Annotated in this window: 18 protein-coding genes; 11 read left to right on the top strand and 7 right to left on the bottom strand. The window is 72.7% G+C overall.

Features of this window, described 5'->3' with window-relative positions; genetic code table 11:
• Window positions 1-23: 23 nt before the first annotated feature.
• On the bottom strand, window positions 24-500 hold the full coding sequence (locus tag LZ198_RS24255) for a TlpA disulfide reductase family protein (RefSeq protein WP_253974404.1): 477 nt from the start codon (window positions 498-500) through the stop codon (window positions 24-26).
• A 164-nt stretch (window positions 501-664) separates the two neighbouring features.
• Here LZ198_RS24255 and LZ198_RS24250 point away from each other — a divergent pair, with 164 nt between their 5' ends.
• The 3 genes from LZ198_RS24250 (at window position 665) to LZ198_RS24240 (ending at window position 4,212) form a co-directional block, all read left to right on the top strand.
• Window positions 665-1,795 carry an aminotransferase class I/II-fold pyridoxal phosphate-dependent enzyme gene (locus LZ198_RS24250; protein WP_253974403.1) on the top strand — a complete coding sequence of 377 codons (1,131 nt, stop codon included), beginning with the start codon at window positions 665-667 and terminating at the stop codon, window positions 1,793-1,795.
• 182 nt (window positions 1,796-1,977) lie between these two features.
• Window positions 1,978-2,862: a hypothetical protein gene (locus tag LZ198_RS24245; RefSeq protein ID WP_253974402.1), complete on the top strand. Its 885-nt coding sequence runs from the start codon at window positions 1,978-1,980 to the stop codon at window positions 2,860-2,862.
• A gap of 24 nt (window positions 2,863-2,886) precedes the next feature.
• Window positions 2,887-4,212, top strand: coding sequence for a choice-of-anchor X domain-containing protein (locus LZ198_RS24240; RefSeq protein WP_253974401.1), 1,326 nt, complete (start codon window positions 2,887-2,889; stop codon window positions 4,210-4,212).
• 268 nt (window positions 4,213-4,480) lie between these two features.
• Here LZ198_RS24240 and LZ198_RS24235 read toward each other — a convergent pair whose 3' ends face one another.
• Window positions 4,481-5,446: a hypothetical protein gene (locus tag LZ198_RS24235; RefSeq protein WP_253974400.1), complete on the bottom strand. Its 966-nt coding sequence runs from the start codon at window positions 5,444-5,446 to the stop codon at window positions 4,481-4,483.
• A gap of 337 nt (window positions 5,447-5,783) precedes the next feature.
• Here LZ198_RS24235 and LZ198_RS24230 point away from each other — a divergent pair, with 337 nt between their 5' ends.
• On the top strand, window positions 5,784-6,530 hold the full coding sequence (locus LZ198_RS24230) for a PP2C family protein-serine/threonine phosphatase (RefSeq protein ID WP_253974399.1): 747 nt from the start codon (window positions 5,784-5,786) through the stop codon (window positions 6,528-6,530).
• 157 nt (window positions 6,531-6,687) lie between these two features.
• The gene (locus LZ198_RS43250; RefSeq protein WP_267145483.1) at window positions 6,688-8,520 is read left to right on the top strand and encodes a methyl-accepting chemotaxis protein; all 1,833 of its coding nucleotides are present in this window, start codon (window positions 6,688-6,690) and stop codon (window positions 8,518-8,520) included.
• Between the two features lie 83 nt (window positions 8,521-8,603).
• Here the strand turns inward: LZ198_RS43250 and LZ198_RS24215 are convergent, their stop codons facing one another.
• Complete coding sequence (locus LZ198_RS24215; RefSeq protein WP_253974398.1) at window positions 8,604-9,365, bottom strand: SDR family NAD(P)-dependent oxidoreductase; 762 nt, start codon at window positions 9,363-9,365, stop codon at window positions 8,604-8,606.
• A 55-nt stretch (window positions 9,366-9,420) separates the two neighbouring features.
• Window positions 9,421-10,230, bottom strand: a complete 810-nt coding sequence (locus LZ198_RS24210; protein ID WP_253974397.1) for a sterol desaturase family protein — start codon at window positions 10,228-10,230, stop codon at window positions 9,421-9,423.
• A 110-nt stretch (window positions 10,231-10,340) separates the two neighbouring features.
• Between LZ198_RS24210 and LZ198_RS24205 the strand changes: the two genes are divergently transcribed.
• Window positions 10,341-11,522: an acyl-CoA dehydrogenase family protein gene (locus LZ198_RS24205; protein ID WP_253974396.1), complete on the top strand. Its 1,182-nt coding sequence runs from the start codon at window positions 10,341-10,343 to the stop codon at window positions 11,520-11,522.
• 65 nt (window positions 11,523-11,587) lie between these two features.
• Here LZ198_RS24205 and LZ198_RS24200 read toward each other — a convergent pair whose 3' ends face one another.
• Complete coding sequence (locus tag LZ198_RS24200) at window positions 11,588-12,430, bottom strand: DUF2058 family protein (protein ID WP_253974395.1); 843 nt, start codon at window positions 12,428-12,430, stop codon at window positions 11,588-11,590.
• Window positions 12,431-12,536: 106 nt separating this feature from the next.
• Here LZ198_RS24200 and LZ198_RS24195 point away from each other — a divergent pair, with 106 nt between their 5' ends.
• The 3 genes from LZ198_RS24195 to LZ198_RS24185 all read left to right on the top strand — a co-directional run bounded on the left by LZ198_RS24195 (window position 12,537) and on the right by LZ198_RS24185 (window position 14,775).
• Window positions 12,537-13,571, top strand: a complete 1,035-nt coding sequence (locus LZ198_RS24195; RefSeq protein ID WP_253974394.1) for a hypothetical protein — start codon at window positions 12,537-12,539, stop codon at window positions 13,569-13,571.
• Window positions 13,572-13,747: 176 nt separating this feature from the next.
• Entirely contained in the window at window positions 13,748-14,278 is a 531-nt protein-coding gene (locus LZ198_RS24190; RefSeq protein WP_253974393.1) for a hypothetical protein, read from the top strand.
• Window positions 14,279-14,433: 155 nt separating this feature from the next.
• Window positions 14,434-14,775 carry a hypothetical protein gene (locus tag LZ198_RS24185; RefSeq protein WP_253974450.1) on the top strand — a complete coding sequence of 114 codons (342 nt, stop codon included), beginning with the start codon at window positions 14,434-14,436 and terminating at the stop codon, window positions 14,773-14,775.
• Window positions 14,776-14,793: 18 nt separating this feature from the next.
• Here LZ198_RS24185 and LZ198_RS24180 read toward each other — a convergent pair whose 3' ends face one another.
• Window positions 14,794-16,314 (bottom strand): gluzincin family metallopeptidase, encoded by a 1,521-nt coding sequence (locus LZ198_RS24180; RefSeq protein ID WP_253974392.1) that lies wholly within the window; start codon window positions 16,312-16,314, stop codon window positions 14,794-14,796.
• Window positions 16,315-16,423: 109 nt separating this feature from the next.
• Here LZ198_RS24180 and LZ198_RS24175 point away from each other — a divergent pair, with 109 nt between their 5' ends.
• On the top strand, window positions 16,424-17,365 hold the full coding sequence (locus tag LZ198_RS24175) for an RluA family pseudouridine synthase (protein WP_253974391.1): 942 nt from the start codon (window positions 16,424-16,426) through the stop codon (window positions 17,363-17,365).
• A 9-nt stretch (window positions 17,366-17,374) separates the two neighbouring features.
• Here the strand turns inward: LZ198_RS24175 and LZ198_RS24170 are convergent, their stop codons facing one another.
• Window positions 17,375-18,394 carry a glycosyltransferase gene (locus tag LZ198_RS24170; protein WP_256559866.1) on the bottom strand — a complete coding sequence of 340 codons (1,020 nt, stop codon included), beginning with the start codon at window positions 18,392-18,394 and terminating at the stop codon, window positions 17,375-17,377.
• Window positions 18,395-20,752: 2,358 nt separating this feature from the next.
• Between LZ198_RS24170 and LZ198_RS24165 the strand changes: the two genes are divergently transcribed.
• Window positions 20,753-24,064 (top strand): hypothetical protein, encoded by a 3,312-nt coding sequence (locus LZ198_RS24165; RefSeq protein WP_253974389.1) that lies wholly within the window; start codon window positions 20,753-20,755, stop codon window positions 24,062-24,064.
• Window positions 24,065-24,066: the final 2 nt, after the last annotated feature.

The raw sequence follows: 24,066 nt of genomic DNA, 5'->3' as shown, positions 1-24,066 counted from the left end.
TTCGTCCCGCCGGAGGCGGGCGGTCAGTGCGCGGGGGCCGGGGCCGCCGCGGAGGTGTCGTACTGGGTGAAGCGCTCCAGCGCGGGCCGCACCCGCCGCGCGGCGTCCTGGCCCTGGAAGTGGTGGCGCAGCCGGCCGTCCGCGTCGAAGAGGAGCCAGGCGGGCGTCTCCTTCACGCCGTACGCCTGCGCCATGGAGCCGTCGTCCACGGCGATGGGGTAGTCCAGGCCGTGCTTGCGCGCGAAGGCCTCCACCGCGTTGGTGTCGCGCAGCTCCCGGGCGGAGTGGGTGACGTCCACGCCGATGACGCGCAGCCCGCGCGGGCCGAACTCCTGGCGGTAGCGCTCGAGCGCGTCGAAGTCGCTGGCCTTGGCGTCCGTGGCCATGGAGAAGAAGTGGAGCAGCACGGGCAGCTCGTCCAACTCCGAGACATGGACGGGGGCGTTGATCCACCCGCCATCCGGGTCGAGCAGCGTGAGGGGGAGGTCGTGCGTGGGCATGCGGGCTTCCTCGCGTGGGTCGGCTTCAGAGGTCGCCTCAGAAGCTATGCATCCCCCGCCGCGCTCCGGACGTCCGGGGGCGTCCCGGCCGCCCGCCCGGTGGGACGTGGGGGAGTCGCCGGGGCGCTGGACGCCCGGGCGGCGAGAGGGCAGACAGTCACCCCATGCGCATCCCCGACTTCAAGCTGGAGCGGTACTTCGCGCGCTGGGAGTTCTCCGCGCCCTACCTGCTGTGCTCCTCGGACATCGAGGGCTGGCGGATGAAGGACCTGCTGGCGCTCGCCGACCCGGATGGCCAGGCGCGCTGGGACGCGCTGACGCTCGGCTACACGGAGTCCACCGGCCTGCCCGCGCTGCGCGAGGAGATTGCCGCCCTCTACCCCGGCCTCTCGCCCGACGACGTGCTCACCTTCGCCGGCGCGCAGGAGGCCGTCTTCGTGCTGATGAACGTGCTGCTGGGCGCGGGCGACCACGCGGTCGTCACCTGGCCGGGCTACCAGTCCCTGTACGAGGTGGCGCGCGCCACGGGCGCGGACGTCACGCTCCTGCCGCTGCGCGAGGAGGACGGCTGGGCGCTGGACCTGGACGCCCTGCGCCGCGCGCTCACGCCGCGCACGCGCGTGGTGGTGGTGAACTTCCCGCACAACCCCACCGGCGCGCTGCCGGACCGGGCCACGTTCGAGGCGCTGTGCGCGCTGTGCGACGAGCGCGGCATCCACCTGCTGTCCGACGAGGTGTACCGCCTGCTGGAGCACGACGCGCGCGACACGCTGCCGCCCGCCGCGTCGGTGTCGCCACGCGCCTTCAGCCTGGGCGTCATGTCCAAGGCCTTCGGCCTCGCGGGCCTGCGCGTGGGCTGGCTCGCCAGCCGCGACGCGGACGTGCTGCGCCGGTGCATGGCCTACAAGGACTACACGACCATCTGCAACGCCGCGCCCGCGGAGGTGCTCGCCCTCATCGCCCTGCGCGCGAAGGCGCGCGTGCTCGAGCGGAGCCGCGCGCTGCTCGCCGCGAACCTCGCGCTGTTGGATTCGTTCTTCGCGCGCCACGCGGACACCTTCCAGTGGGTGCGCCCCCGCGCCGGCAGCGTCGCCTTCCCACGCCTGCTGCGCGACGAGCCCGTGGCCCGCTTCGCCCAGGCGCTCGTCGAACGCGAGGGGGTACTGTTGCTACCCGGTGACGTCTACGACTTCCCGGGCAATCACTTCCGGCTGGGCCTGGGCCGCTCCAACCTGCCGGACGCCCTGGTGCGACTGGAACGTTTCGTATCCGACACCCGCGGCTCGGGAGGGTGACGGGAGCCGTCGTTGCCGCGACGTCACACGACAGAGGGCGACGCGATGCGTCAGGTCCATCCTGGCCGCACGGTTTCCGTGTCCTCGACCTTTTACACCCTGCCGCCCTAGAGTGAGCGCTCCCCCGTCTGGTCCCCCTACCCTGCGGGGCTCTCCCCACCTCGAGCTGGAGGCGCTCAAAGATGAAGAAGCTGATCGGCACGGCGATTGCCGCCGCGACGTTGATGGTTGGCACCGAGGCCGCCGCCACCAACTACACGCTGTGGATCCACGGGCGGAACGGTGGAACCACGAAGGCGGGCAACTATGACGACTTCAGCTATTGGGGTCCGGCCAGCACCGCGGCGGGTGTGAACAAGAAGGCGGTGAACTGGAACGGCAAGGAGCGCGTCGGCGGGCAGAACGAGCGCATCCGCAACGCGCTGGATTGCTTCTGCACCGGCAACAACTGGTGCTACGTCGCCGCGCACAGCGCTGGTGACCTGCAGATCGGCTACGCGCTGGCGCTGTACGGAACGAGCGCGCGGTACAAGAAGAACGCGACGCCCAACGCCAGCGGCGTCTGTGGCAACAGCGACGGCACCACCCAGACGGGCTGGAACATCAAGTGGGTGAACGTCGCGTCGGGCGCGGGCGGCGGCAGCGAGCTGGCGGACATCGGTGAGTGGGCGATGAACGAGCCGCTGGTGAGCGACCTCGTCACCACCACGGCCCGCGCGATGTACGACCACAACGCGACCCGCAACGTCTGGTTCTACATGTTCGCCGGCGCCAAGGGCACGCTCTACTCGGGGGTCCTCCCGGGCCAGGACGACGAGGCGGTGGCCTACCACTCGACGGGCGGTGTCTCCGGCAGCTCCGGCAGCTCGCAGTGCAACCCGGGCGACTGGTTCTGCGGCGGGACGCTCACCACCGGCACGTCGAAGACGAGCGACGGTCGCGCGAAGTGGAGCTTCCACTCCGTGTCGCTGCGCGACGACGGCGAGGCCTTCAACCACTACGCCAACGGCAACTGGGGTGGCATCGTCGCCAAGGTCCGCGAGGACGTGGTGAAGTACGCCTACTGAGCCCGTCGCTCGCGCTGAAGCACCATGACATCCACTGGCCCCGTCTCCTCCGCAGCCTCCCGTGCGCGTCGCGCCGGGTGGGTCCTCCTGTCCCTCTTCGTGGTGTTGGGGGCCGTGGGATGGTGGGGGCTACGGGGCGGGGACGCCCGGGAGGGCGCCGAGGTGGAGCCCGCCTCCGCGGCCCCGGGTGTCCCGGTCGCGACGACGGTGGATGTCTCGCCCAGGGCGGCGGGTGGGAGTGGCTCCGCGGGTGCCTCCGCCATGGGGGCACCACACCCGGCCGGGGCGGATGGCGCTCCGGTGCCCTCGGAGAAGGAGCGGGAACGGCAGGCGCAGATCGACCTGTGGCGCCAGCGGTTGGAGCGCGCGAAGCGGACGTTGGAGTCCTACGTCGCCGCCACGCGCTATCCGCCGCAGTCCCGGCCCATCCGGGAGCACCCGGACCAGACGACGCTGGCCGAGCCGGAGCGCCTGCGTCCGCTCAGCCGCGAGCACGCGGACGTGCAACTGCGCCTCAAGCAGGACCGGGTGTTCGTGGTGGGCGAGGAGGTGGTGCACTTCTTCGTGTCCTGCGAGGACGCCCAGCGGCAGTCCCGGCCCTGCCAGGTGCTGTCCGCCTCCGCGCACGAGTCGGAGTACATCCATGGCGCGGGCGCGGTGCCCGCGGTGCCGGTGACCTTCACGGACGACGGCATCGGCGGTGACGCGCTCGCCGGGGATGGCGTGTTCACCGGGCGGTTCCAGCCGGCGAAGCAGGGCTTCCCGCTGTTCTCCGGCACGCTGCGCGTGGATGTGGTGGTGCGCTCGGACCGGGCGGAGGGCACGGCCTTCATGGATATCCTCTATACGCCCTCACCGCCGGCGACCTTCACCGGCAAGGTGCGCGAGGAGGTCACGGACGGTTCGCTGATGCTCTACCTGGGCATCAACGTGCGCAAGGCGGGGCGGTACGTGGTGGCGGGTCGCGTGGACGCGGAAGGCGGCGAGCCGTTCGCGCACATCTCCTTCAACGAGGAGCTGAAGGAGGGCTCGCAGGAGGTGAAGCTCACCGTCTTCGGCAAGCTCATCCACGACGAGGGGCCCGCCTTCCCGCTGAAGCTGCGCGACGTGGAGGGCTTCCTGCTCAAGGAGTCGGGGGACCCGGACCGCGAGCTGATGGCCACGCTGCGCGGCGACGTCCACACCACGCACGAGTACCCGGCGTCGTCGTTCTCCCCCGACGAGTGGCAGAGCGAGGTGCGCCGCCGCTACATCGGCGAGTACACCGGCGACGTCATCGACGCCCAGCAGCAGCTCGACCTGCTCCTCGCGGGGAGGCAGGGCGAGGGAGGCGGCAAGCCTCCTCCCTGACGTGTCCGGAGGCGCCGGGCCTCTGCTCGACCTGCTCCTCGCGGGGAGGCCGGGCGAGGGAGGCGGTAAGCCTCCTCCCTGACATGTCCGGAGGTGCCGGGCCTCCGCTCGACCTGCTCCTCGCGGGGAGGCAGGGCGAGGGAGGCGGCAAGCCTCCTCCCTGACGTGTCGGGAGGCGCCGCCCCTCTCCGGGCGCGCGGGCGGTTTCGCCCCAAGGTGGACACCTCGTGCCGGGTGACCTTCCCGTGCGGAAGGACCCCGCCGAGGCTCAGCGCTCGAACACCCGTGCGTCCTGCTCGGACGCAAGTGCGTCCGAGGACGCCGGGGAGACGTCGTCGAGGATGGGGCCGCCCAGCATCCGCGCCGCCGCGAGCCGGCGGGGATCCGCCTGGGGCGCCCATGTGTCCTGGGGCTGCCGCGTCTGCGCCACCACGTCCACGCCTTGCGCCGACAGCGCGCTGACCGCGGGGACGCTGGCCGCGACGGGGTTGGCCGCCAGCGAGCCGAGCACGCCCGCGAACGCCGCGTCCGCCGGTCCCGGCTCCTCCGGGACCATGTCGCCCAGGTCGCTCGTGTCCGCCAGGAACTCCTCGGGGCCCGCGGGGCGCACCTCGGGTGGGAGCCAGTCCGCTCCCTGGGCGGAGAGCGACTCCACGCCGTCCTCGAAGAAGTCCCGGTCCAGGTCCAGCCCCGACTCCGCCCGGCCCGAGGGGCTCGGCGCCCCCAGCATCGACAGCAGATCCTCCGGGTCGACGGCGGCGCTGTTAGATGTGTCCAGGCGCTGCAGCTCCCAGGCGGCGTCGTCCGCGGAGAGGATGTCACCCGCGTCCGGCACGTTGGCGCCGCGCCGCGAGGCCGCGCCCGTCAGGGCTCCCGCCGACTCCCGGGGCGCGCTCGACGAGGAGGGGAGCTGCGCGCCCAGCCGCTGCGCGTAGCGGGGCGCGGCGGACTCGAAGGAACTCTCTCCGGAGAACACGCGCAGGGACGCGTGCTCCAGGTCGCGCCGGGGGCTCGCCTCGTCGAGCCCGTCCGTGTCCAGCGAGGCGAGCAGCGCGTCCGCTCCGTCCGTGCCTTCCGCCTGGAAGTCGCTCTCGTCCGCGAAGCCGCGCCGCACCTTCGTCACCGGCTGGAGCGCCTCCTGCTTCGTCAGGGGCGACACGGACGTGTCCACGTCGAGCGACGTGCGGCGCAGCGACGACAGGATGCTCGAGGACAGGCGGCGGATGGACGTCATGCGTCACCTCGGGGCGGCGGACACACTTCGGGCTGCATCCGTATTGTCGTCGGGGCACGGCGGAAGTTGCCAGCGGCGTCCTCCTGGCGGCAGTCCACCTGGTGGGATGATGAGCGCCCTCCTCAGGTGTGGGGCCGCAACCCCACGAACCCGACATGCGCCCCGGATGCGGCGCTTTGCAACGTCGACCACCGAACGGGGACGCGCGTGGCGCCGAGGTCCAATGGCACTCACGTCACAGCCATCGCACAAAGAGAGGTATCCGTAGTGGGCGCCCACCTGGGGATGGGGGCTGGCCTCCAGCTTGCTGGAGGAAGCGGTACGAGGAGGCAGTGTGATGCTGCGTATCGACAGCGCGGGACAGACCCATATCGGTCGCCGGCCCCACAACGAGGACTCTTTCTGTGTCCAGCCGGAGCTGGGGTTGTACGTGGTGGCCGACGGATTGGGAGGGCAGGAGGGCGGCGAGGTCGCCAGCCGGTGCGTGGTGGACACGTTCGTGGGCCTGGGGCACCGCTGGGAGCGTGACTCCGACGCGGCCTGGCCCGAGGTCGCGGATCCACGCCGGTCGCGGGAGGAGAACCTGCTGGCCGCGTGCTCACAACTGGCGCAGCGCAACCTCCAGGCGCAGCGCGTGGGCCGGCTGAGCGAGATGGCCTCGACGGTGGTCGCGGTGGCGCTGGGGCCCGCCGGCGCGGCGGTGGCGCACGTGGGCGACAGCCGCCTGTATCGCCTTCGCGGAGGGAAGCTGGAGCCGCTGACGCGTGACCACTCGTTCCTCGAGGAGCTCAAGGACGTCGGCATGGAGCCGCCGGGTGGCGCGTCCAACTGGCGGCACCTCATCACCCGCGCGCTCGGCACGGACAACGCGGAGCCCACGCTCCAGCGGCTCCAGATGCAGCCGGGCGACGTCTTCGTGCTGTGCTCGGATGGCCTCTACGAGCCGTTGGGCCTGGAGGGCCTGTCGCGCCGCCTGACGCTCTCCTCCGCGCGCGAGATGTGCGACACGCTGGTGGCGGACGCCTTCGAGGCCGGAGGCAAGGACAACATCACCGCGGTCGTGCTGCGCGTCGCGGACGCATGAGGCGGGGTGGCGCCCGCTCCACCTCGCGGGGCGGGTCATACCGGGAGTGCCGGGTCATCCTCGCCATACTGCGCAATGCGCGAGGGATGCGGTAGGGTGGCCACCCTGGGCTTTCCCGGCCTCGCCGTTTCCCCCGCTTCGTCCGACATCGCAGCGCATGACGCATAGCCTTGCCGCTCGACTGACCGCGGCCATCACCCTGGTCATCCTGGCCCTCACCGCGCTGTGCGTGACGTTCACGGGCGTCGTGCTGCGCTCCCGGATGAACTCGGAGCTGGCCCTTGCCCTCTCGCAGGACGAGTCCGCCTGGAGCCGCCTGGTGGCCCAGGAGGCCCGGACGCTGAGGGTCCTCATGCGCAGCCTGACGGCGGATCCCCGCCTGCGCGGGCTGTTGTCCGGCGCGCCGGTGGACCTGGAGGCGCTGCGCGCGTTCGCGAAGGTCCAGCAGGGCGTCGTCTCCGTGGAGCTGATGCTGGTGGCGGACGCCTCGGGGCGGCCGCTGGCGGGCAGCTTCACGGAGCAGGTGGACTCGCTCGCGGAGCGGGTGAAGACGGACGCCCCGGGGGTGCTCTTCGTGGGCCCCACGCCGTTCTGGGTGGTGGCGCGGCCGGTGGAGCAGGACGGGCGCCGGCTGGGCTACGTGGTGCTGGGCAGCAAGTTCGACGACGCGCCGCTGAAGGACCTGCGGCAGCAGCGGGGCGTGGAGCTGCTCTTGCGGACGGGGCCGCGGGTGGTGGCGCGGTCGATGGACACCGTGTCGCCGGACACGCTGCTGGCGGTGGTGGACGCGGAGGGCGTGGAGGCGCAGGGCCGGGTGGAGGTGGAGGACTCCCGCTTCCGGGTGGCGCGGCAGTCGCTGGGCGGCGGGCTGGAGCTGGTGCTGGCGCGGGACGAGCGCACGGAGGCGTCGCGGTTCGGGGCGGCGGTGTGGCTCATCGTCTCGCTGGGGCTGTTCACCGCGCTGGGCGCGGGTGGCGCCATCTTCCTGCTGGTGCGGCGGATGACGGGGCCGCTGCGGGAGCTGACCGCGGCCACGGAGCGGGTGGTGGCGGAGGGTGACTTCCGGGGCACGCTCGAGGTGCGCTCGCAGGACGAGATTGGCCGGCTGGCCGCGTCCTTCATGGAGATGATGTCGCAGCTGCGCTCGCTGCTGATGGCGCTGAAGGGGTCGGCCGAGCAACTGGAGGCCGCCGCCACGCAGTTGACCGAGACGGCCGTGGAGCAGAACGAGGCGGTGTCGCAGCAGGCGGTGGCGCTGCACGAGACGCAGTTGGCGGCGCAGCAGCTCCAGGAGTCGTCGCGCGCCGCGGCCAAGCGCGTGGAGATCATCCAGCGCGAGGCGGAGAAGGCCAGCACCTTCGGCGAGGCGGGCGAGGCGGCGGTGATGGGGAGCGTGGGCGGCCTGACGCACATCCGCTCCCACGTCGAACAGATTGGCCGCACCATCACGGAGCTGCACCAGCGCACCCGCCTGGTGGGTGACATCACCCGCACGGTGAAGGACCTGGCGGACCAGTCCAACGTGCTGGCGCTCAACGCCTCCATCGAGGCGGCGCGCAGCGGTGACTCGGGGCGCGCGTTCTCCGTGGTGGCGCGGAACATGCGCTCCCTGGCGGACCAGTCCGCGGGCGCCACGACGCGCGTGCAGGGCATCCTGGGCGACATCGGCCGCGCCATCGGCGAGGCGGTGCGCATCAGCGAGGGCGGCGCGCGCGAGGTCGAGGGGGGCCTGGAGCAGGTCCACGCGGCCGGAGAGAGCCTGCGCTCGCTGGCGGGCATCATCCAGAGCAACGGTCAGACGGTGCGCAGCATCTCCGATGCGGTGCGACAGCAGGACGCCGGCATCGCGGAGCTGTTCGCCGCGCTCAGCTCCATGGCCGACGTGGCGGATCAGATCGTCGACCGCATGGCCGCCAGCGAGCAGGCCGCCATCCAGTTGTCCGCGGCGTCCGGTGAGCTGAGCGCGATCGTCGGCCGCTACCAGCTCTGAGCGGAGCCCGGGCCCCCGCGACGTGGCTCGCGGGGCGTCGTCCATGGGCCGGCCCGTGTCCGAGCCCCCGTCGGGGCTCGCCGTCAGCCCAGCTCGCCGCCGTCGATGGCGTAGGCCGCGCCGGTGATGGCGGCCGCCGCGTCCGAGGCGAGGAACATCACCAGCGCGGTGACCTCCTCCGGCTGGATGATGCGGCCCAGCGCGTTCATCGACGCCAGGGCCTCGCGGGCCTGGTCGCCGGAGCGGCCGGTGGTCTGGGTGATGGCGGCCGTCGCGTTGGCGAACATGTCCGTCTCCACCCAACCCGGGTTCACCTGGTTCACGGTGATGTTCTTCTTCGCGTACTCCACGGCCAGCGCGCGGGTGAGGCCGAGCAGCGCGTGCTTGGAGGCGCAGTAGATGGACGTGTACTTCATGCCGCGCTCGGCGGCCATGGAGCCGATGTTGATGACGCGGCCCCCGCCGGCCTTGGCCATGGCGGGCAGCAGCTCGCGGCACAGGAGGAAGGGCGCCGTCACGTTGACGGCCATCACCCGCGCCAGGTCGGCGGTGCTCGTCTTGGTCAGCGGCGCGGACACGGTGATGCCCGCGTTGTTCACGATGACGGTGGGCGGGCCCTCCGCGAGAATCGTCTTCGTCGCGCCGATCAGGGCCTCCTCGTTGGCCACGTCCACCACGAGCGGACGGATGCGCTCGCCGCCCTCCTTCGCGAGCGACTCGAGCGCATCCGCCGCGCGCGCGAGCGCCCAGACGCGATGGCCCTCGCGGGCGAAGGACAGCGCCACGGTGCGGCCGATGCCACGGCTCGCGCCTGTCACCACCACGGTCTTCTGGGTCGTCGTCATGCGCGGCAGCCTAGCGCCGTCGCCCCGCGTGGGCACCCGCTCGATTGCGAAACGCTCACCCCGTGGGGGCGAGCGTGGCGGGAGGCGCTTCCGGGGCCTGCACCCGCTCGCCCACGCGCTCCAGCCCCGCGCCGGTCCGCGCGCGGGCGTGCACCCGCGCGTAGTCCTCGAACGCCGTGCCCAGCCACCGGTCCAGCAGCGTGGTGAAAAGCCCGTAGTGGCCCTGGTGCCGCGCGTGGTGCAGGGCGTGGAAGGTGGGCGTGAAGAGGACGCCGCCCAGCCTCGAGGACACGAGCCCCGAGGGCAGCCACTCCGTGTTCGAGTGGCCCACCACGTTGAGGGCGTAGTTGGTGAGGACGTAGAGCATCGCCCCCGCCATCGTCACGGGCATCACCTCCATCGCCAGCAGCACCAGGCCGAAGTTGCCCGCGAGCAACACCGTGCGCTCCACCAGCGAGAAGGACAGCGAGGTGAGCGGCTCCGTCACCTGCGCCACGTGGTGCTGGGCGTGGAAGCGGTACAGCGCGCGTGTGTGCAACAGCCGGTGCGTCACGTAGAACCACACCTCGAAGCCCACGAACATCCACACGAAGGTGGCCAGCGTCGCGCCCACGCCGAAGGGCGCGAAGCGCTCGCGCACCGCGACCTGGAACGCCGTGAGCGCCACCGCGTCGAAGAGCACCACCTTCAGGGCGGCCCACGCCTCGCTGCGCAACTGTCCGGGCGCCAGCGCCTTGCGGTAGACGCGCAGCCGTTCCGCCTGGCGGAACCGCGTGACGAGCAGTCCCAACCCCACCGCTCCGCTCTTCACCAGCGAGGACACCACGAGGATGGTGGGGAACAGCTTCTCGAATGTGTGGACCATGGTGCCCACCTGCGGGTGAGGGCCTGCGGATGCGGGATGCTAACCCCCGGGGCCCGCGCCGGTGGCATCGCCTGTTTGACGCTCCTGGAGGCGGGCATTAGGAGGGCTGCATGCCGCGCGCCGACATCACCGACCTGTTGAGAATCGACGACCTGCTGTCCCCGGAGGAGAAGGCCGCGCGGGACACGGTGGCGCGCTTCGTGGACCGGGAGGTGCTGCCCATCATCGGAGGCCACTTCCGGGAAGGGACGTTCCCGCTGCACCTGGTGCCGCAACTGGCGGAGATGGGCGTGCTGGGCGCCAACCTCCAGGGCCACGGCTGCGCGGGGATGAACACGGTCGGCTACGGCCTCATCCTCCAGGAGCTGGAGCGGGGGGACTCCGGCCTGCGCTCCTTCGCGTCCGTGCAGGGCTCCCTGTGCATGTTCCCCATCCACGCGTACGGCAGCGACGAGCAGAAGGCCCGCTTCCTCCCGGAGATGGCCCGGGGGCGCGTCATCGGCTGCTTCGGCCTCACCGAGCCGGACTTCGGCTCCAACCCCGGTGGCATGCGCACGCGCGCGCGCAAGGACGGCGACGCCTACGTGCTCGACGGCACGAAGACGTGGATCACCAACGGCGCCATCGCCGACGTCGCGGTGGTGTGGGCCAAGACGGACGACGGCGGCCCCGAGTCCGTGCGCGGCTTCCTGGTGGAGAAGGGGATGCCGGGCTTCACCACGCGGGACATCCCCGGCAAGTTCTCCCTGCGCGCCTCCGTCACCAGTGAGCTGTCCTTCCAGGGCGTGCGCGTGCCCGCGCGCAACGTGCTGCCCGGCGTGGTGGGGCTGCGCGGGCCGCTGTCGTGTCTCAACAACGCGCGGCTGGGCATCGCCTTCGCCGTCACGGGCGCGGCCATCGCCTGCTTCGAGGGCGCGCGCGAGTACGCGCTGTCCCGCGCGTCGTTCCAGGGCAAGCCCGTGGCCGGCTTCCAGCTCACGCAGGAGAAGCTGGCGGACATGCTCCAGGAGATCGTCAAGGCGCAGCTGCTGGCGCTGCGCGTGGCGCGCCTCAAGGACGAGGGCCAGGTGACGCCCGTCATGGTGAGCCTGGCCAAGCGCAACAACGTGAAGAGCGCGCTGGACATCGCCCGCGTCGCGCGGAGCATCTACGGCGCCAACGGCATCACCGACGCGTATCCGCCCGTGCGCCACATGCTCAACCTCGAGAGTGTCTTCACCTACGAGGGCACCCACGAGGTGCACACGCTGGTGCTCGGCAAGGCCATCACCGGCCTGGATGCCTTCGACTGACGCAACCTCACACGGCGCCTCCCCCCGACTGGACGGCGGAGGGAGGCGGCTTCGGGTGAGGGGAATCAGCCGTTGTCGGGCGTCGGCTCGGGGGCGGCGTCGGCCTCGGGGGCCGTCGGGGCCTCGGCGGCGTCGGCCTCGGGCTCGTCGGGAAGCTCCGGCGCGGTGCCCGCGGCCTCGGCCGCCTGCTGCGCCTTGAGCTCCTCGTCGTTCATGAAGCCGATGGGGCTGTCCTTCCGGTTGAGGAAGCGCACCGCCTTCTTCGAGAGCGCGAACATCTGCTCCGCCGCCGCGGCGGGGACCAGGGAGTGCTCGATTTGCGCGGGGTCCGGACGCTCCACCACGGCCAGCTCGCCCTCCTCGAGGCGCTTGGCCTGCTCCGGGCTCAGCTCGAGCCGGCGCAGCTTCCCCTTGCGCGTCATGAAGTAGAAGGCCGTCTCGCCGGGCTCCTGCGCCACCTGGGAGCCGAGCGCCAGCTCGCGCAGGGCGCGGTCCAGTTCGATCTGCCGCTTGGACTCCGCGCGCTGGTAGGCCTTGGAGCCGGGCATCGGCGGGAGCTTGGGGATGGGCCGGTCCGCCACGGCGGGGGCCGGGCGTCCGTGGTGCGTGGGGCCACCGCCGTGTCGGGGCGCGCCGTGGTGCCGGGGCGCTCCTCCACCCGGGCGTCCACCGCCGCCGCCACCGCCAGGACGACCGCCCTCACGGGGGCCACGGTCCTCGCTCCGGGGCGGGCCCCCGGCTGTCCGGTTCTCGTCACGCCGGGGAGGAGGACGGCTGCCCCCAGGACGACCGCCCTCCTGGGAGGACGGTCGCCGGGCTTCCGCCTGGCTGGCCGCCGTGTCCGCCTTCTTCGTCTGTTCCTCGGTGACGAGGCCCGCCTTCAACAACTTGTCGCGCAGGTTCTGCATGAGATGGGCGTTCTATCCCTTGCACGGCCGCACGCAAGCCGCTGCTTGCCGCTCCTGTATGCGCCACGTAACTTGCCGCCCCCGTGGTACCCCCTCCGGAGGAGCCGTGAGCCGTCTGAAGAAGTCCGCCTTCACCCTCGCCCTGGCCGTGGCCGCCTCGGGCTGCTCGGACCCGGTCGACAAGGCGGCCAAGGCACGCATCTTCTCTCCGGAGGACCCACCCAAGGTGGTGGCGTCCGCCCAGCAGAAGCTCCCCCCCGAGGACGTAGCGGACAACCCTCAGGTGGCGCGCCGCATCCTGGGCATGGACGCCTCCGAAGTGACGGAGCGTCTGGGGCCCCACCGCTTCCAGGCCACCGTCAGCTACGAGTGGACCTCCGCCGACTCCAACCCCGTGAAGCTCACCGAGACGCGCACCTTCCGCGCGGGGCCGGGTGGGGTCAGCGGGGACTTCCACGGCGTGCTGGAGAACTCCCGGGACCAGGGCCTGGAGGTGATGCGCGTGGGCGGGCAGGTCTTCGCCCGCAACCGGTACGGCCCGTTCCGCCAGCGTCTGCGCGACCGCGGCATGGCCGAGCGCACCCGCACGGAGCTGACCGGCGCCATCCGCGACTTCGACAGCCTGTTCCAGGGGCGGCTGAAGCTGACCCCGCAGGGCACCACCAGCCACGAGGGTCGCACCGCGTGGCGCTACGTGGTGACGCTGGCCCCGGCGTCGGAGGCGGACACGTCCCGGGCCCTGCCCAAGCTGCTGCAGCCCAGGAACGGCACGGACGAGACGACGCGCCGCCGCGCCAACTTCTTCGCCCACCGGCTGCCGCGCTCGCTGGACGGGGAGGTGCTGGTGGACTCGGCGACCTCCGTCGTCCTGAAGACGCGGCTGGACGGGCGCATCGGCGTGCCGTCCGACAAGACGCCCGAGGCGGCGGAGCTGCGCGTGACGCTGGAGTCCTCCCTCGCCGAAATCGGGACGGACCCGAAGCTTTCGCCCCCGGAGAACTTCCTTGCGGACGCGGACAAGCCCCAGGGCATCGCGGACGCGCTGGACCACTTCGGCATCGCCCGGGCGAAGCCGGACGGGGCCAAGGACAAGGACGCCCCCACCGGCGCCGAGCCCGAGGACGAGGCCGCCGGCGAGTAGCCCCGCCGGACGGGCGGCGCCAGACCCAGTCCTCCGCGTCAGGGGCTCGGGGCCGGGGCTGGTCGCCTGCCCTGACCCGCTCGCCCGGACATCCCTGGCAGCCGGCCCTTCCCGGCTGCCAACCCCTTGATTCCAGAAGGGTTTCGGGTGGCGTATGCCTTGCTTCAGGGCGCGGCATGCGTCGTCTCTCCCTGCTCCTGGGCTGTTTGTGTGGTCTCGTCGCCGCGTCGGCGTCGGCGGCCGAGGCGGCCTCGCGCAGCCTGGGCGTCACCGTGTCGCCGGTGGGCGCCTACCTCCTGACGGACGGGAAGGGGGGCCGTGAGAGCGGCTACAGCGCGGGGCTCGCCTGGGGCTACCGCCGCGAGCTGTCGCTCCTGGAGGTGGGCGGGCACGTGGCCACCAGCCGACAGCTCACGGAGGCGACGCCGCTGTCCCTGAGGGTGGCCCCCAGGGGGCCCCACCGGGTCCGTCCGTACCTGGGGCTGGGGCTGAGCTTCATGGTCGTCCACGCCCGCCAGGAGGAGGACACGTCCCGCGTGCTCCAGATGGGCGTGGAGCTCTGCGCCGGGGTGGGCGTCGAACTGGGGCGCCAGCTCTTCCTGACCGGCGAGGCGCGCCTGCAGAACTTCGCCGCGGGAGGCGACCCCTTCACAGGGGAGCGGCAGCGGCTGACGTCCTTCTTCCTGGGGCTCGGGATGCATCTCTAGCGACGACGGTTGAACCCTCGCGCTACAGGGCGGCAGCGACCTGTTGGAAGAAAATTTGCGCTGTCTCTTGCGTCCTCTACAATCCTCGACGGTTGCGGCCCGGACGCGTCCGACATGCTCGGATGTTCAGCGGATTGCACAACAAGGGAGCGGAGATGGAGCGCAAGGTCGGGAGTAGCACGGTGACGGCCAAGGAGGTCAAGGCGGCGCTGGAGAAGACGCGCACGCTGGCGGCCGAGGAGGAGAAGGTGCTGCGCATGCGGCACGGCGCCGGCGCTTCCAGCACGCGGGCTCCGCTGCCCCGCGCGGCCGGTGACAACGAGGAGCTGGCCGACGAGCTGCTCGTCATCGAGATGCAGTTGCTGAAGGCGATGCGCGCCCGCGCCGGAGCGAAGGCCGCGCCGGCCACCCCCAAGGCCGCCGCGCCGGCCCCTCGCGAGTCCGCGGCGAACCCGACGAAGGACAAGATCGTCCGGGCGCTGCGCAAGAAGAAGTAGTCGCCCGTCCGGGCCCTACTACCGGTTGAGGATGGCCACGAGGCGCTCTCCCGCCTCGGGCAGCGCCAGCGGCGTGCCCGAGACCTCCGTGGCCAGTCCTTCCGCGTCGTCCATGCCCCCGCGCGCGTACAGCCCCTGGAGCCAGGTGGCCGCCTGCGGGTTCCTCCAGAAGTCCTCGTTGAAGCGCTCGGTGAGGCGCGCGGTGAGCCGGGTCTCCAGGGCCCACGCTCGCAGGTAGTGCGCCACGTAGAGCTGCGGGTCCACGTCGTACAGGAAGAAACCGGGGTGTGGCTCGGTGAACAGCGCGTGGCGCTGTCCGTCGGCGTACTCGTCCGCGCGCTCGGTGGAGGGGCCGCGCGTCATCAGCGACAGCTCGTACGACAGCTTCGCGCAGTGGCGCCGCAGCACGGTGAGGGCCTGGAAGGCGGCCAGCCGCGTCGTGTCCCGGGCGGCCAGGGTGGGCATGCCCAGGTAGCGCTTGAGCCAGTCGGGGGAGAGCAGCAGCCGCTCGAAGACGGCGGCGTGGGCCTCCGTCACGGCCGCGTCGCCCAGCCGCCGCAGCTCCATGGGCAGCGTCGCGGACACGTGGGCGCGGTGCTGCGCGTGGCCCATCTCGTGGAGGAGGCTGCCCAGCGCGTCCATGCCGCCGCGCGGCTGGAGCACCAGGCGGATGTCCTCCGGCACCCGGACGGTGACGACGAACGGGCGGGGGGACTTTCCGGGGCGCTCCTCGTCGTCGATGCGGATGCGGCCCCCGGCGTTGGGGACGAGGCCCCACTCCCCGAGCCACCGGACGACGGCGGGCCACGCGTCCTCGCGGCGGAACAGCTCGTCCATCCACGGGGCCTGGAGCGCGGCCTGCAGGTCGTGCCGGCGCGCGTCGCCGCCGGGCAGGGGGCGCAGCAGCGGGTCCAGCTTCTTGAGGACGTAGGCCAGCACGTCCCGGTACGCGTCCTCGGTGCGCGCGAGCGTCCGGGCGGCGGCCTCGGCCAGCGCGGCGAAGGGGACGCCGGTGACGTCCTCGCGCAGGGCGGCGTAGTCCTTGGCGCCCAGGCGCTCCACGGCGTGGAGGGCGGCCTCGCGCCGGTCGCCGTAGGGGCCCCGGTTCTCCCAGAGGAAGTTGCCCAGCGCGCGCTCCAGCACGGCGCGGCGGGAGCGCACGCGCTCGTGGGGGACGCGGCCCAGGGCCTCGCCGAACCCCAGCGACTGCTCGTCCACGGCGAGGGTGGCGCGGGACTCCAGCGCGGCGACGGCCTCCGCGGGCCGCGCGGCGAGCGCCTCCTCCACCTGGGTGGCGAGCAGCTCTCGCAGCAGTTGGAGGCGGCGGACCGCGAGCGGGTCGTCCTTCGCCCGGGCCTTGGCGAGCGCCTCGTTGGCGGCGACGAAGGTGTCGGGCGAGGACAGCTCGGGGAACGACGCGTGGAGGCTGGAGACGGGCAGCTCTCTGGCGAGGCCCGCGCCGTGCCGGTACTGGAGGGTGGCCAGCTCGGCGAGGAAGTCGTCCAGCCGCGTGCGCACGGAGTGCAGGGGACGGTCCATGGGGGCGCGGAAGGTAACAGGGGACCGGGGCCGTGGGGGGATTGGCTTGGCTTTCGTCGCGCCGTTCTGTAGCCAGCGGTCCGGACAGGCTGTCGACGGAGGTGTGGCGGTGAAGCGTCGGACGTTCCGGGCGGAGGGCGCTCAGGTGGGCCGGCCCGTGGCCGTGGCGGTGGCCGCGGAGCTGGGGCTGCCCGAGGAGCAGGCGCGCAAGCTCGTGGACGTGGGCGCGGTGTACGTGGCGGGGCGGCGCTGTCGGGACGCGAAGGCGGGGCTCGTGGCCGGGCAGGTGGTGGCGGTGGTGCTGGAGGAGGGCGGACAGAGCCCCCTGGCGGACGCACCCCCGGCCCCGACCTTCCAGGTGCTGCACGAGGACGCGGACGTCATCGCGGTGGACAAGCCCGCGGGGCTGCCCGCCCAACCCACCGAGGCGCGGGTGGGCTCCAGCCTGGTGGACCAGGTGAGCGCGCGCCTGGGGCGGGATGCGGGGTTGGTGCACCGGCTGGACCGTGAGACATCGGGCGTGACGGTGTTCGGCAAGACGCCCCAGGCGACCTCGGCGCTGGCGGCGGAGTTCCGCGAGGGGCGCGCGCGCAAGCGGTACGTGGCGGCCACCGGGCCGGGGCTGCCCGGGTCGGGCACGGTGGACCTGCCGCTGTCGAAGGACCCGTCTCGGCCAGGGCGCTGGCGGGCGAGCCGCGCGGCCAACGGAATCCCCGCGCTGACCCTGTTCCGCACGTTGTACGCCGGCCCGGAGTTCTGCGTGGTGGAGCTGTTGCCCCAGACGGGTCGCACGCACCAGCTGCGCGCGCACCTGACGGCGCTGGGCGCGCCCATCCTGGGCGACTCGCGCTATGGCGGGGCGGCGGGGGCGGGGGGCGTGGACGCGCCCCGGTGCCTCCTGCACGCGCAGGCGTTGGAGCTGGGCCATCCCCGCACTTCGGCCCCGTTGCGGTTGGAGGCGCCCGTGCCGGAGGACCTGCTGCGCTTCTTCACCCGCGCGGGCCTCGAGGTGCCCCGGGGCGCCATCGCCGCCGCGCTCGACGGAGGGTGAGCGGGCTCTTCAGGCCACGCAGGTGAAGTCCCGGCCCTCGACCCAACCCAGGGCCACCAGGTCGTCGCGAATCTCCGCGCGGGCCCAGCGCACGCCGACGCAGACGAGCAGGTGCTCGCGTCCCGGAGGCCCGAGGTCGGGCGCGCCCACCACGGGGATGCCGTTGAGGCGGGTGCCGACCTTGCGGGGGTGGACCTCGATGTAGCGGCGGACCTCCACGCCTCGCTCGAGGAGGAAGCGGGTCAGCGTCTTCCCGCTGGGGCCCGCGCCCCAGATGGCGCAGGGGCGCCCGTCCGACAAGGGGCCCCGCTCGAGCACCAGGTAGCGGGCCTTGGTCCACATCAGCCGGGCCAGCGCGTAGCGCGGGTCGGTCCGGGTCATCCGGTTGCTACTGTCTCGCCAGCGCAGTAGCACCTCGGGCAGGTTCGCGAGGCGGTGGCCGCGTTCGAGCAGCTCCAGCCACAGGGCGTAATCCTCGGGGAAGTCGCCGTCCCGCCACCCTCCCGTGGCGCGCAGGACGTCCCGTCGCAGGCAGACGGAGGGGTGGCACAGGGGGCTCTCGATGAAGCGCTCCCGGAAGAGCTGCTCGGGGGAGGTCAGGCTGTTGAGCCACGAGGCATAGGCCTGGAGTGACGGACTGATGGGCTGGTCGTCGCGGAAGAGCTCGACGCCGGTGCCCACGCCGTCGAGGTCCGGGTGGGTCTCCAGGGCGTGCACGCTGGCCTCCAGGCGGCGAGGGAGGGCCTCGTCGTCCGCGTCCATCCTCGCCACATAAGGGGAGGTGACCTGCTGGAGCGCCAGGTTGAGCGCCTCCACCAGCCCCCTGCCTCCGCCGTCAAGTATCTCGACGCGGGGGTCGCGAGCGGCGCATCTGTTCAGGACCGCCCGGGTTCCGTCGGTGGAGCCGTCGTCGATGGCGAGCACCCGCAGGTCGGTGAGGGTGCCTTCCAGGAGGGTCTCCACCGCTCGGGCCACGGTGGGCTCGGCATTTCGAGCGGGAAGCAGGACGGTGACAACCGGGATGGGCATCGTTGTGTGTAGACTGCCGCACCCATGGGTGGCGTGAGAAACGGCAAGGGGACCGAGACGCCGGTTCCCTTCGCCGTCCGACCCGAAGCGCCGCAGTCTGGCGCTCTCGATGTCGGGAATACCGAGGATGCGGCAGCAGGAGTGGAGCGCCACTTCCAGGCCGCCGTGCGCTTGTGGCGGGACGGCTCCGCCGCGCGCGCGTTCGGTGAGCTGGCGCGCGCCAGCCGCGTGCTGCCCATGTCCGCGCGCCTCGCCGCCTCGCTCGTGCGCTTCTCGCGGATGGCGGGGACGGAGGCCGCGGCCATCACGTTGCTGGAGGCCTCGCTCGTCACGGCCTCCACCGACGTCCAGCGCGCGGTGCGCAGGCAGTTGGCCCGGGTGCTGCGTCGCGTGGAGCAGCTCCCCCGCGCCATCGCGACACTGGAGCCACTGCTCGTCGAGTCCCCTGGGGACCGTCGCGCGAGCAGGGTGCTCGAGGTGCTGCGAGGTCGGGTGGTCGCGCGAGGTCCGGAGGTGTCCACGCCCCCGGGCTCCGTGCTGGCGAAGCGCCCCACGTTGAAGTCTGGCGTCCAGGCCTCCGCGGTCTGGGATGAAGATGTCGATGTCCGGGCGGAGACCGTGGTGGATGTCACGGGCGCGTTGGCTCCGCCGCCCGCCGTCTCCGCGCCTCCGCGCTCGCTCACGGTGGAGCTGCCCTGGGCCCAGCTCCAGGTGGATGGTCACCCGCTGGGGCTGACGACCGTGGCAGATGCGCGGCTCGTGGTGCCTGGGGTGGTGATTGGCACTGTCCCCTCGACGTCGGGCGAGAAGGCGGCGCATCTGGACTCGGTGTCGACACCGGAGCAGGGCGCAGCCGAGGCGACGAAGCCGGAGTCCGCCGTTGCGGCACCGACCGTCCCGCCTCCGTCGGAGTCTCGGGGGGCGCCGGTCGTGGTCCACCGGGACGGAGCGCCGGTGGTGTCCGCGCCACCAGTGTCCGCGGAGTCGCTGGTTCCGTGGAGTGATGACGCCGTGCCTCCGGTCGGGACGGTGTCGTCCCATGCGCCGGTCGCGTCCGTTTCGCCGGTCCCCCTGGCGGGAGAGGGCAGCGATTCGGCGGAGTCGACTGCGTCGCACTCGGCCTCGGTGGAGTCCGGGGCCGTCGTGCGCTCGGTTTCCGAATCAGGGACGCCTGTCGGGGATGCGCAGGGGCCGTCGACGAACCCGGTTCACGAGCCTGTCATCGGGCCGGGTGATGTTCCGGGCGTGAGCGACGGGAGTGCGACGTCCGGTGCCCGTCCGGTGACCGCATCGTCATCAGACGCGGGACCCAAGGTGTCTGGGGTTGAGCCCACGGCTTCAGGCGCTCGGGATGGAACCGCGGCGTCGGGTCCCCGTCCGGCGTCCGCATCGTCAACGGGCCCAGGGCCTACAGTATCTGGGGTTGAGCCCACGGTTTCAGGGGCTCGGGATGGGACTGCGGCGCCCGATGCTCGTCCGGCGACCGCATCGGCATCAAACATTGGCGCCCTCGTGTCTAGTCTCGAGCCCGTTGGTGGGGACGGGACCACGACATCTGGTGCTCGTCCGGCGACCGAGTCGTCACCGGGCGCTGGGAATTCGCCCACGGCTCCGCAAGTTCAGTCTGGGAAGGCCGCATCCGATTCCAGCGCGGTGGTTGCTTCGTCCTTCGTGCCGGCACCTGTCGAGGTCGCGCGAGCGGCACCTTCCGTTTCGGCGTTGCCCTCCGCTGTCGGCGCGGCGTCTCGCGCAGGGGGCGTTCCCGAATCCACGCAACGTCCACGCGAGGCGCGTGGCGGGCCGGAGGACTCGCGGGCGAAGACGGTCGTGGAGATGCCCCTCGTGGCGGGGCCGAGTGACTCGCCTCCCGCGGCGCGGACCGTGGTGGAGATGCCGGTCGTGGTGCTTCCGGTTGCCGCGCAGGGCCGTGAAGACTTGTCCGTCCCGTGGGCGGTTGAGTCGAGCCCGGAAGAGCCGAAACAGGCGCCTGCTGTGGGCCGCCCCCTGTCTTCCTCGCGGCCGGCACATCAGGGAAGAGACATTCCCGTCCTCGAGCCCGCTTCGCCTCCGCGCGAAGCGGTGGCCCGGGCGCCGCGCTCGGAAACGCAGGAGGTTCCGCTCCCTGGCGCCCACGACGCGGAGGCGCCGCGTTCCGAGACGACGGAGGTCCCGCTCGCGGACCTCTTCGCCGCGCTGGGCGGTGTGCCCGGAACGAACGTCGAGCCGGCGCGAAAGGGCGCATCCGATGCCCTGCCTCCTACGCACGCGGCGGGAGTCCGCGTGGAGGGGGGGGCCGCTCCTGGGAGCGCGCGGGCTCCCACGGATGCGAAGGCGAGCGCGAAAGAGGATGCGGAGGAGTTGGCGCGCTCGCAGAAGCTGGAGGCGCAGCTCGTCGCGCGTCGGGCCTGGAAGGATCTGGCCCAGCTCTACTTGAAGCGAGCGGACAGGGCGAAGGACGCCGCGGCCCGTGCCGATGCGCTGACGCGGCTGGCGGAGGTCATGGAGAACGAGCTCCAGGACCCGGCTGGCGCCGCGCGCATGTACCGCGAGATTGTCGACCTGACGGGCGACCGCGCGGCCCTGCGGGAACAGGTGCGGTTGTTGTCCTCCCGCGATGATGCGTCGCTCGTGCGTCGCGCGCTCGACGATGCGATTCATCGCGCGAAGACCGGACGGGCGCGGGCCACGGCGCTGCTCACGCGGGGCGAGCGGTGGCTCCACATGGGGGAGCGCCAGAAGGCGCGCGCGGACTTCGAGGCCGCGGACGCGTTGGTGCCGGGCTTGCTGCCCGTGCTCTCGGGGCTGCTCCTCGGTGTCGAGCCCGCCGAGCAGCTCGCCGTCGCGCAGCGACTGCGGCACGTGCTCGCCCAGACGTCGCGGCGCGCGCCCGACCGCATCGAGGCGCTGCGAGTCCTCGCCCGGACCGCGGAGGAATCGCTGAAGGACGCGCGGCTGGCGCAGTGGGCCTGGACCGAGGTGCTCGCGGAGTCTCCCGAGAGCGAACTGGCGCGGGGGCGACTGTTGGCGCTCGCGCGCGAGCTGGGGGACGCGCAGGCCCTGGGGCAGTTGTTGCGCGCGCAGATTACCCAGGAGCCTCGTGGCCCCGTCGCGCGTCAGGCGCGCCTGGAGTTGGTGTCCACGCTGGAGGCGCGAGGCGACGCGGAGGGCGCGCTCAACGAGCTGAGGCAGGCGGTGCGCTACGAGCCTGGGCACAAGGAGGCCTGGCTGCTGCTGGTCGAGCGACTGCAGGCGCGCGGCAACAAGGGCGAGGCCGCGTGGGCGCTGGAGCACGCGGCGACGGCGATGGAGGACGAGCTGGAGCGCGAGCAGACCTGGGATCGGCTCGCCCGGATGTGGCGCGATGCGCTCGGCAATCCCGAGCGGGCCCAGGTCTACGCGCGGCGCGCCGAGGGGATTCGGCTCGCGCGCGAGGAACGTGAGCAACTGCCTCCGCCGGAGCCTCCTCGCAGCGCGACTCCGCGACGCGAGCCGAGTGGTCCGAAGACAGCGTTGGTTGCGCCGCCCGTGGTGACCAGCTCGCTGGCGCGAGCAGGCGCGAACGACCTCTCCGAGGAGGTGACCTCCAGCACCGACGATGCCGGCGCGCCGCAGCCCAGCGACCCCAAGGCACGCAAGGTGTCGGCGGCCGACTTCCAGGACGAACGCACGCATGTGCGGCCCGAGGACGCCGCGCCAGCGGCCAGGAGTCCTCGACCGGAGGCTGGTGCGAAGCCAGAGCGTCCGGCCGTCTCCAGTGCTCCGTCGCAACGAGGGGGCCGGTCCGGGGCGGCCGAGACCGCGCAAGCGTCTCGTGGGGATGGGGGACAAGCCACGCACGGTGAGCGAGCGGCGGCCTCCGGGCCCACGGGCTCGCATGCGCCTGCGAGAGGACCTCGGGCCGGCGCGGAGAACGTGCAGGCGCCTCAGAGCGAGCGGGCGGCTGTGCAGGCTTCGCAGCCTGCGGCTCCCAGTGAGCGAGCGGCGGCTTCCGGGCCCACGGGTTCACAGGCGCCTGCGAGAGGACCTCGGGCCGGCGCGGAGAACGTGCAGGCGCCTCAGAAAGAGAAGGCGGTTGTGCCGGCGGCGCCACCCGCAACTCGCGGCGAGAAGTCCCCGAACGCGCCGGCTGCGGGTGGTGGCTCGGCGCGCGCGGAAGGGGATGTCGCGGCGCGTGCGGACAAGGCTCCGGCGCGTGGAGCGAAGTCCGCGGCGCCTCCCGAGTCGGCTCCGCCCGCGTCCCGCCCCGAGCGCCCCGGCGTGGCGCAGCCCGCCCCCGACAAGTCCATGGCCTCGGGCTCCACCGTCGTCTTCGGCGCGAACGTCCCCGTGCAGCGTCCGGAGAAGGGGGCTCCCTCCGTGCCCAAATCACCAGGAGCGACCAGTCCCGCTCCGGTGGACGACGCGGCGGGCGCACGTGGCGCGTCGCGCCCCGACGCGTCTCCTGCTTCGCGGGACGCGGCCCGTCCTCCGCCTCGAGCCGCGGGGGGCCGTGGCAAGGGGATGGACCTGATGACCGGGACGGAGCTCGACCTCGACGCCGCGCCGGTGCCGGAGACACGGGTCATCTCCTGGGAAGCACCGCCCGGACGCATGGACCCGGTGCGCCGGGTCATCCGCTCGCGCTCCGAAGGAACGGCCGCGGGTCCCGCCCCCGGCCGCACCTTCATCTCGAAGCCTGCCGCGCCCCCCACGGTGGGCTCCTCGGAGACGCGCGAGAACCCCGTCGTCCCGGAGCCCGCGCACCAGGCCCCGGCGGACACGGAACCAGATGCCTTCCGCCAACTGCGTGAGCGTCCGCTCGACACGGCGACGTACACCCAGCTCGCGGACTTCTTCGACACGCGAGGCGATGCGCCGCGCGCCGTGCTCATGCGCGAAATCGTCGACGCGCTCGAGGACAAGGAGTCCCCCGAGCCGCGCTTGCATCGTCAGCCGTTGTCCATCGAGGAGCGGGCGGGACTGCGTCACCCGGGGCTCCGCACCGCCTCGGGAGAGCTGCTCGCCTGCGCGGGCATCGCGCTGTGCCGCCTGTTCCCCGCCCAGGGACGCGCCGCGGAGGCCACGGAGCCGCTGCGCGCCGGCTCGGGTCCCGGCGCGCCGCTGGTGCTGGACGCGTTGCACGCCTCCGCGCGGGTGCTGTCCATGAACCTGCCGGAGCTCATCCTCGCCGACGACGACGGGCCGCCGTTCACCGCCATGCACGTGGGCCACCCGCGCCTCATCTTGGGGCGCGCGGTGGTGCGCCAGGAGCTGCCCGCCGCCGTACTGCGCTTCCACGCGGGGCGGGCGCTGCTCTCGCTCTCTCCGGACCTGCTCGCGCTGCGAGCCCTCAAGGGCGCCCAGCTCCTGCGCGCCCTGGCCCTGCTGGCCACCGTGCTCAAGGACCCGAAGGACTCCGGCGCCGACGCGCGCCTCGTGCGCGAGTCGCTCTCCCCGCGCTCCCTCGAGCGCACGCGGGAGCTGCTGGAGCCCGGCATGCGCGACTTCAACGCCTCCGCCCTGGCGGACGCCGCGCGCGACTCCGCCAACCGCGCCGGGCTCGTGGCCTGTGGGGGCGTGGGCCCCGCGGTGACGGTGATCCGCTCGCGCCGCTCGCAGGACGCGGAGCTGGTGGAGCTGCTGCGCTTCGCCGCGTCCGAGCGCTACCTCGCGCTGCGCGCCTCGCGCTGAAC

Origin of the sequence: Myxococcus dinghuensis (genome assembly GCF_024198235.1) — a bacterium.
Classification (GTDB): Bacteria; Myxococcota; Myxococcia; order Myxococcales; family Myxococcaceae; genus Myxococcus; species Myxococcus dinghuensis.
This window is presented reverse-complemented; position numbering and strand designations above follow the sequence as displayed.

Coding starts and splice junctions, on each gene's coding strand:
- LZ198_RS24255 (WP_253974404.1), bottom strand. CDS start 500: ATGCCCACGCACGACCTCCCCCTCACGCTGCTCGACCCGGATGGCGGG.
- LZ198_RS24250 (WP_253974403.1), top strand. CDS start 665: ATGCGCATCCCCGACTTCAAGCTGGAGCGGTACTTCGCGCGCTGGGAG.
- LZ198_RS24245 (WP_253974402.1), top strand. CDS start 1,978: ATGAAGAAGCTGATCGGCACGGCGATTGCCGCCGCGACGTTGATGGTT.
- LZ198_RS24240 (WP_253974401.1), top strand. CDS start 2,887: ATGACATCCACTGGCCCCGTCTCCTCCGCAGCCTCCCGTGCGCGTCGC.
- LZ198_RS24235 (WP_253974400.1), bottom strand. CDS start 5,446: ATGACGTCCATCCGCCGCCTGTCCTCGAGCATCCTGTCGTCGCTGCGC.
- LZ198_RS24230 (WP_253974399.1), top strand. CDS start 5,784: ATGCTGCGTATCGACAGCGCGGGACAGACCCATATCGGTCGCCGGCCC.
- LZ198_RS43250 (WP_267145483.1), top strand. CDS start 6,688: ATGACGCATAGCCTTGCCGCTCGACTGACCGCGGCCATCACCCTGGTC.
- LZ198_RS24215 (WP_253974398.1), bottom strand. CDS start 9,365: ATGACGACGACCCAGAAGACCGTGGTGGTGACAGGCGCGAGCCGTGGC.
- LZ198_RS24210 (WP_253974397.1), bottom strand. CDS start 10,230: ATGGTCCACACATTCGAGAAGCTGTTCCCCACCATCCTCGTGGTGTCC.
- LZ198_RS24205 (WP_253974396.1), top strand. CDS start 10,341: ATGCCGCGCGCCGACATCACCGACCTGTTGAGAATCGACGACCTGCTG.
- LZ198_RS24200 (WP_253974395.1), bottom strand. CDS start 12,430: ATGCAGAACCTGCGCGACAAGTTGTTGAAGGCGGGCCTCGTCACCGAG.
- LZ198_RS24190 (WP_253974393.1), top strand. CDS start 13,748: ATGCGTCGTCTCTCCCTGCTCCTGGGCTGTTTGTGTGGTCTCGTCGCC.
- LZ198_RS24185 (WP_253974450.1), top strand. CDS start 14,434: ATGGAGCGCAAGGTCGGGAGTAGCACGGTGACGGCCAAGGAGGTCAAG.
- LZ198_RS24180 (WP_253974392.1), bottom strand. CDS start 16,314: ATGGACCGTCCCCTGCACTCCGTGCGCACGCGGCTGGACGACTTCCTC.
- LZ198_RS24170 (WP_256559866.1), bottom strand. CDS start 18,394: ATGCCCATCCCGGTTGTCACCGTCCTGCTTCCCGCTCGAAATGCCGAG.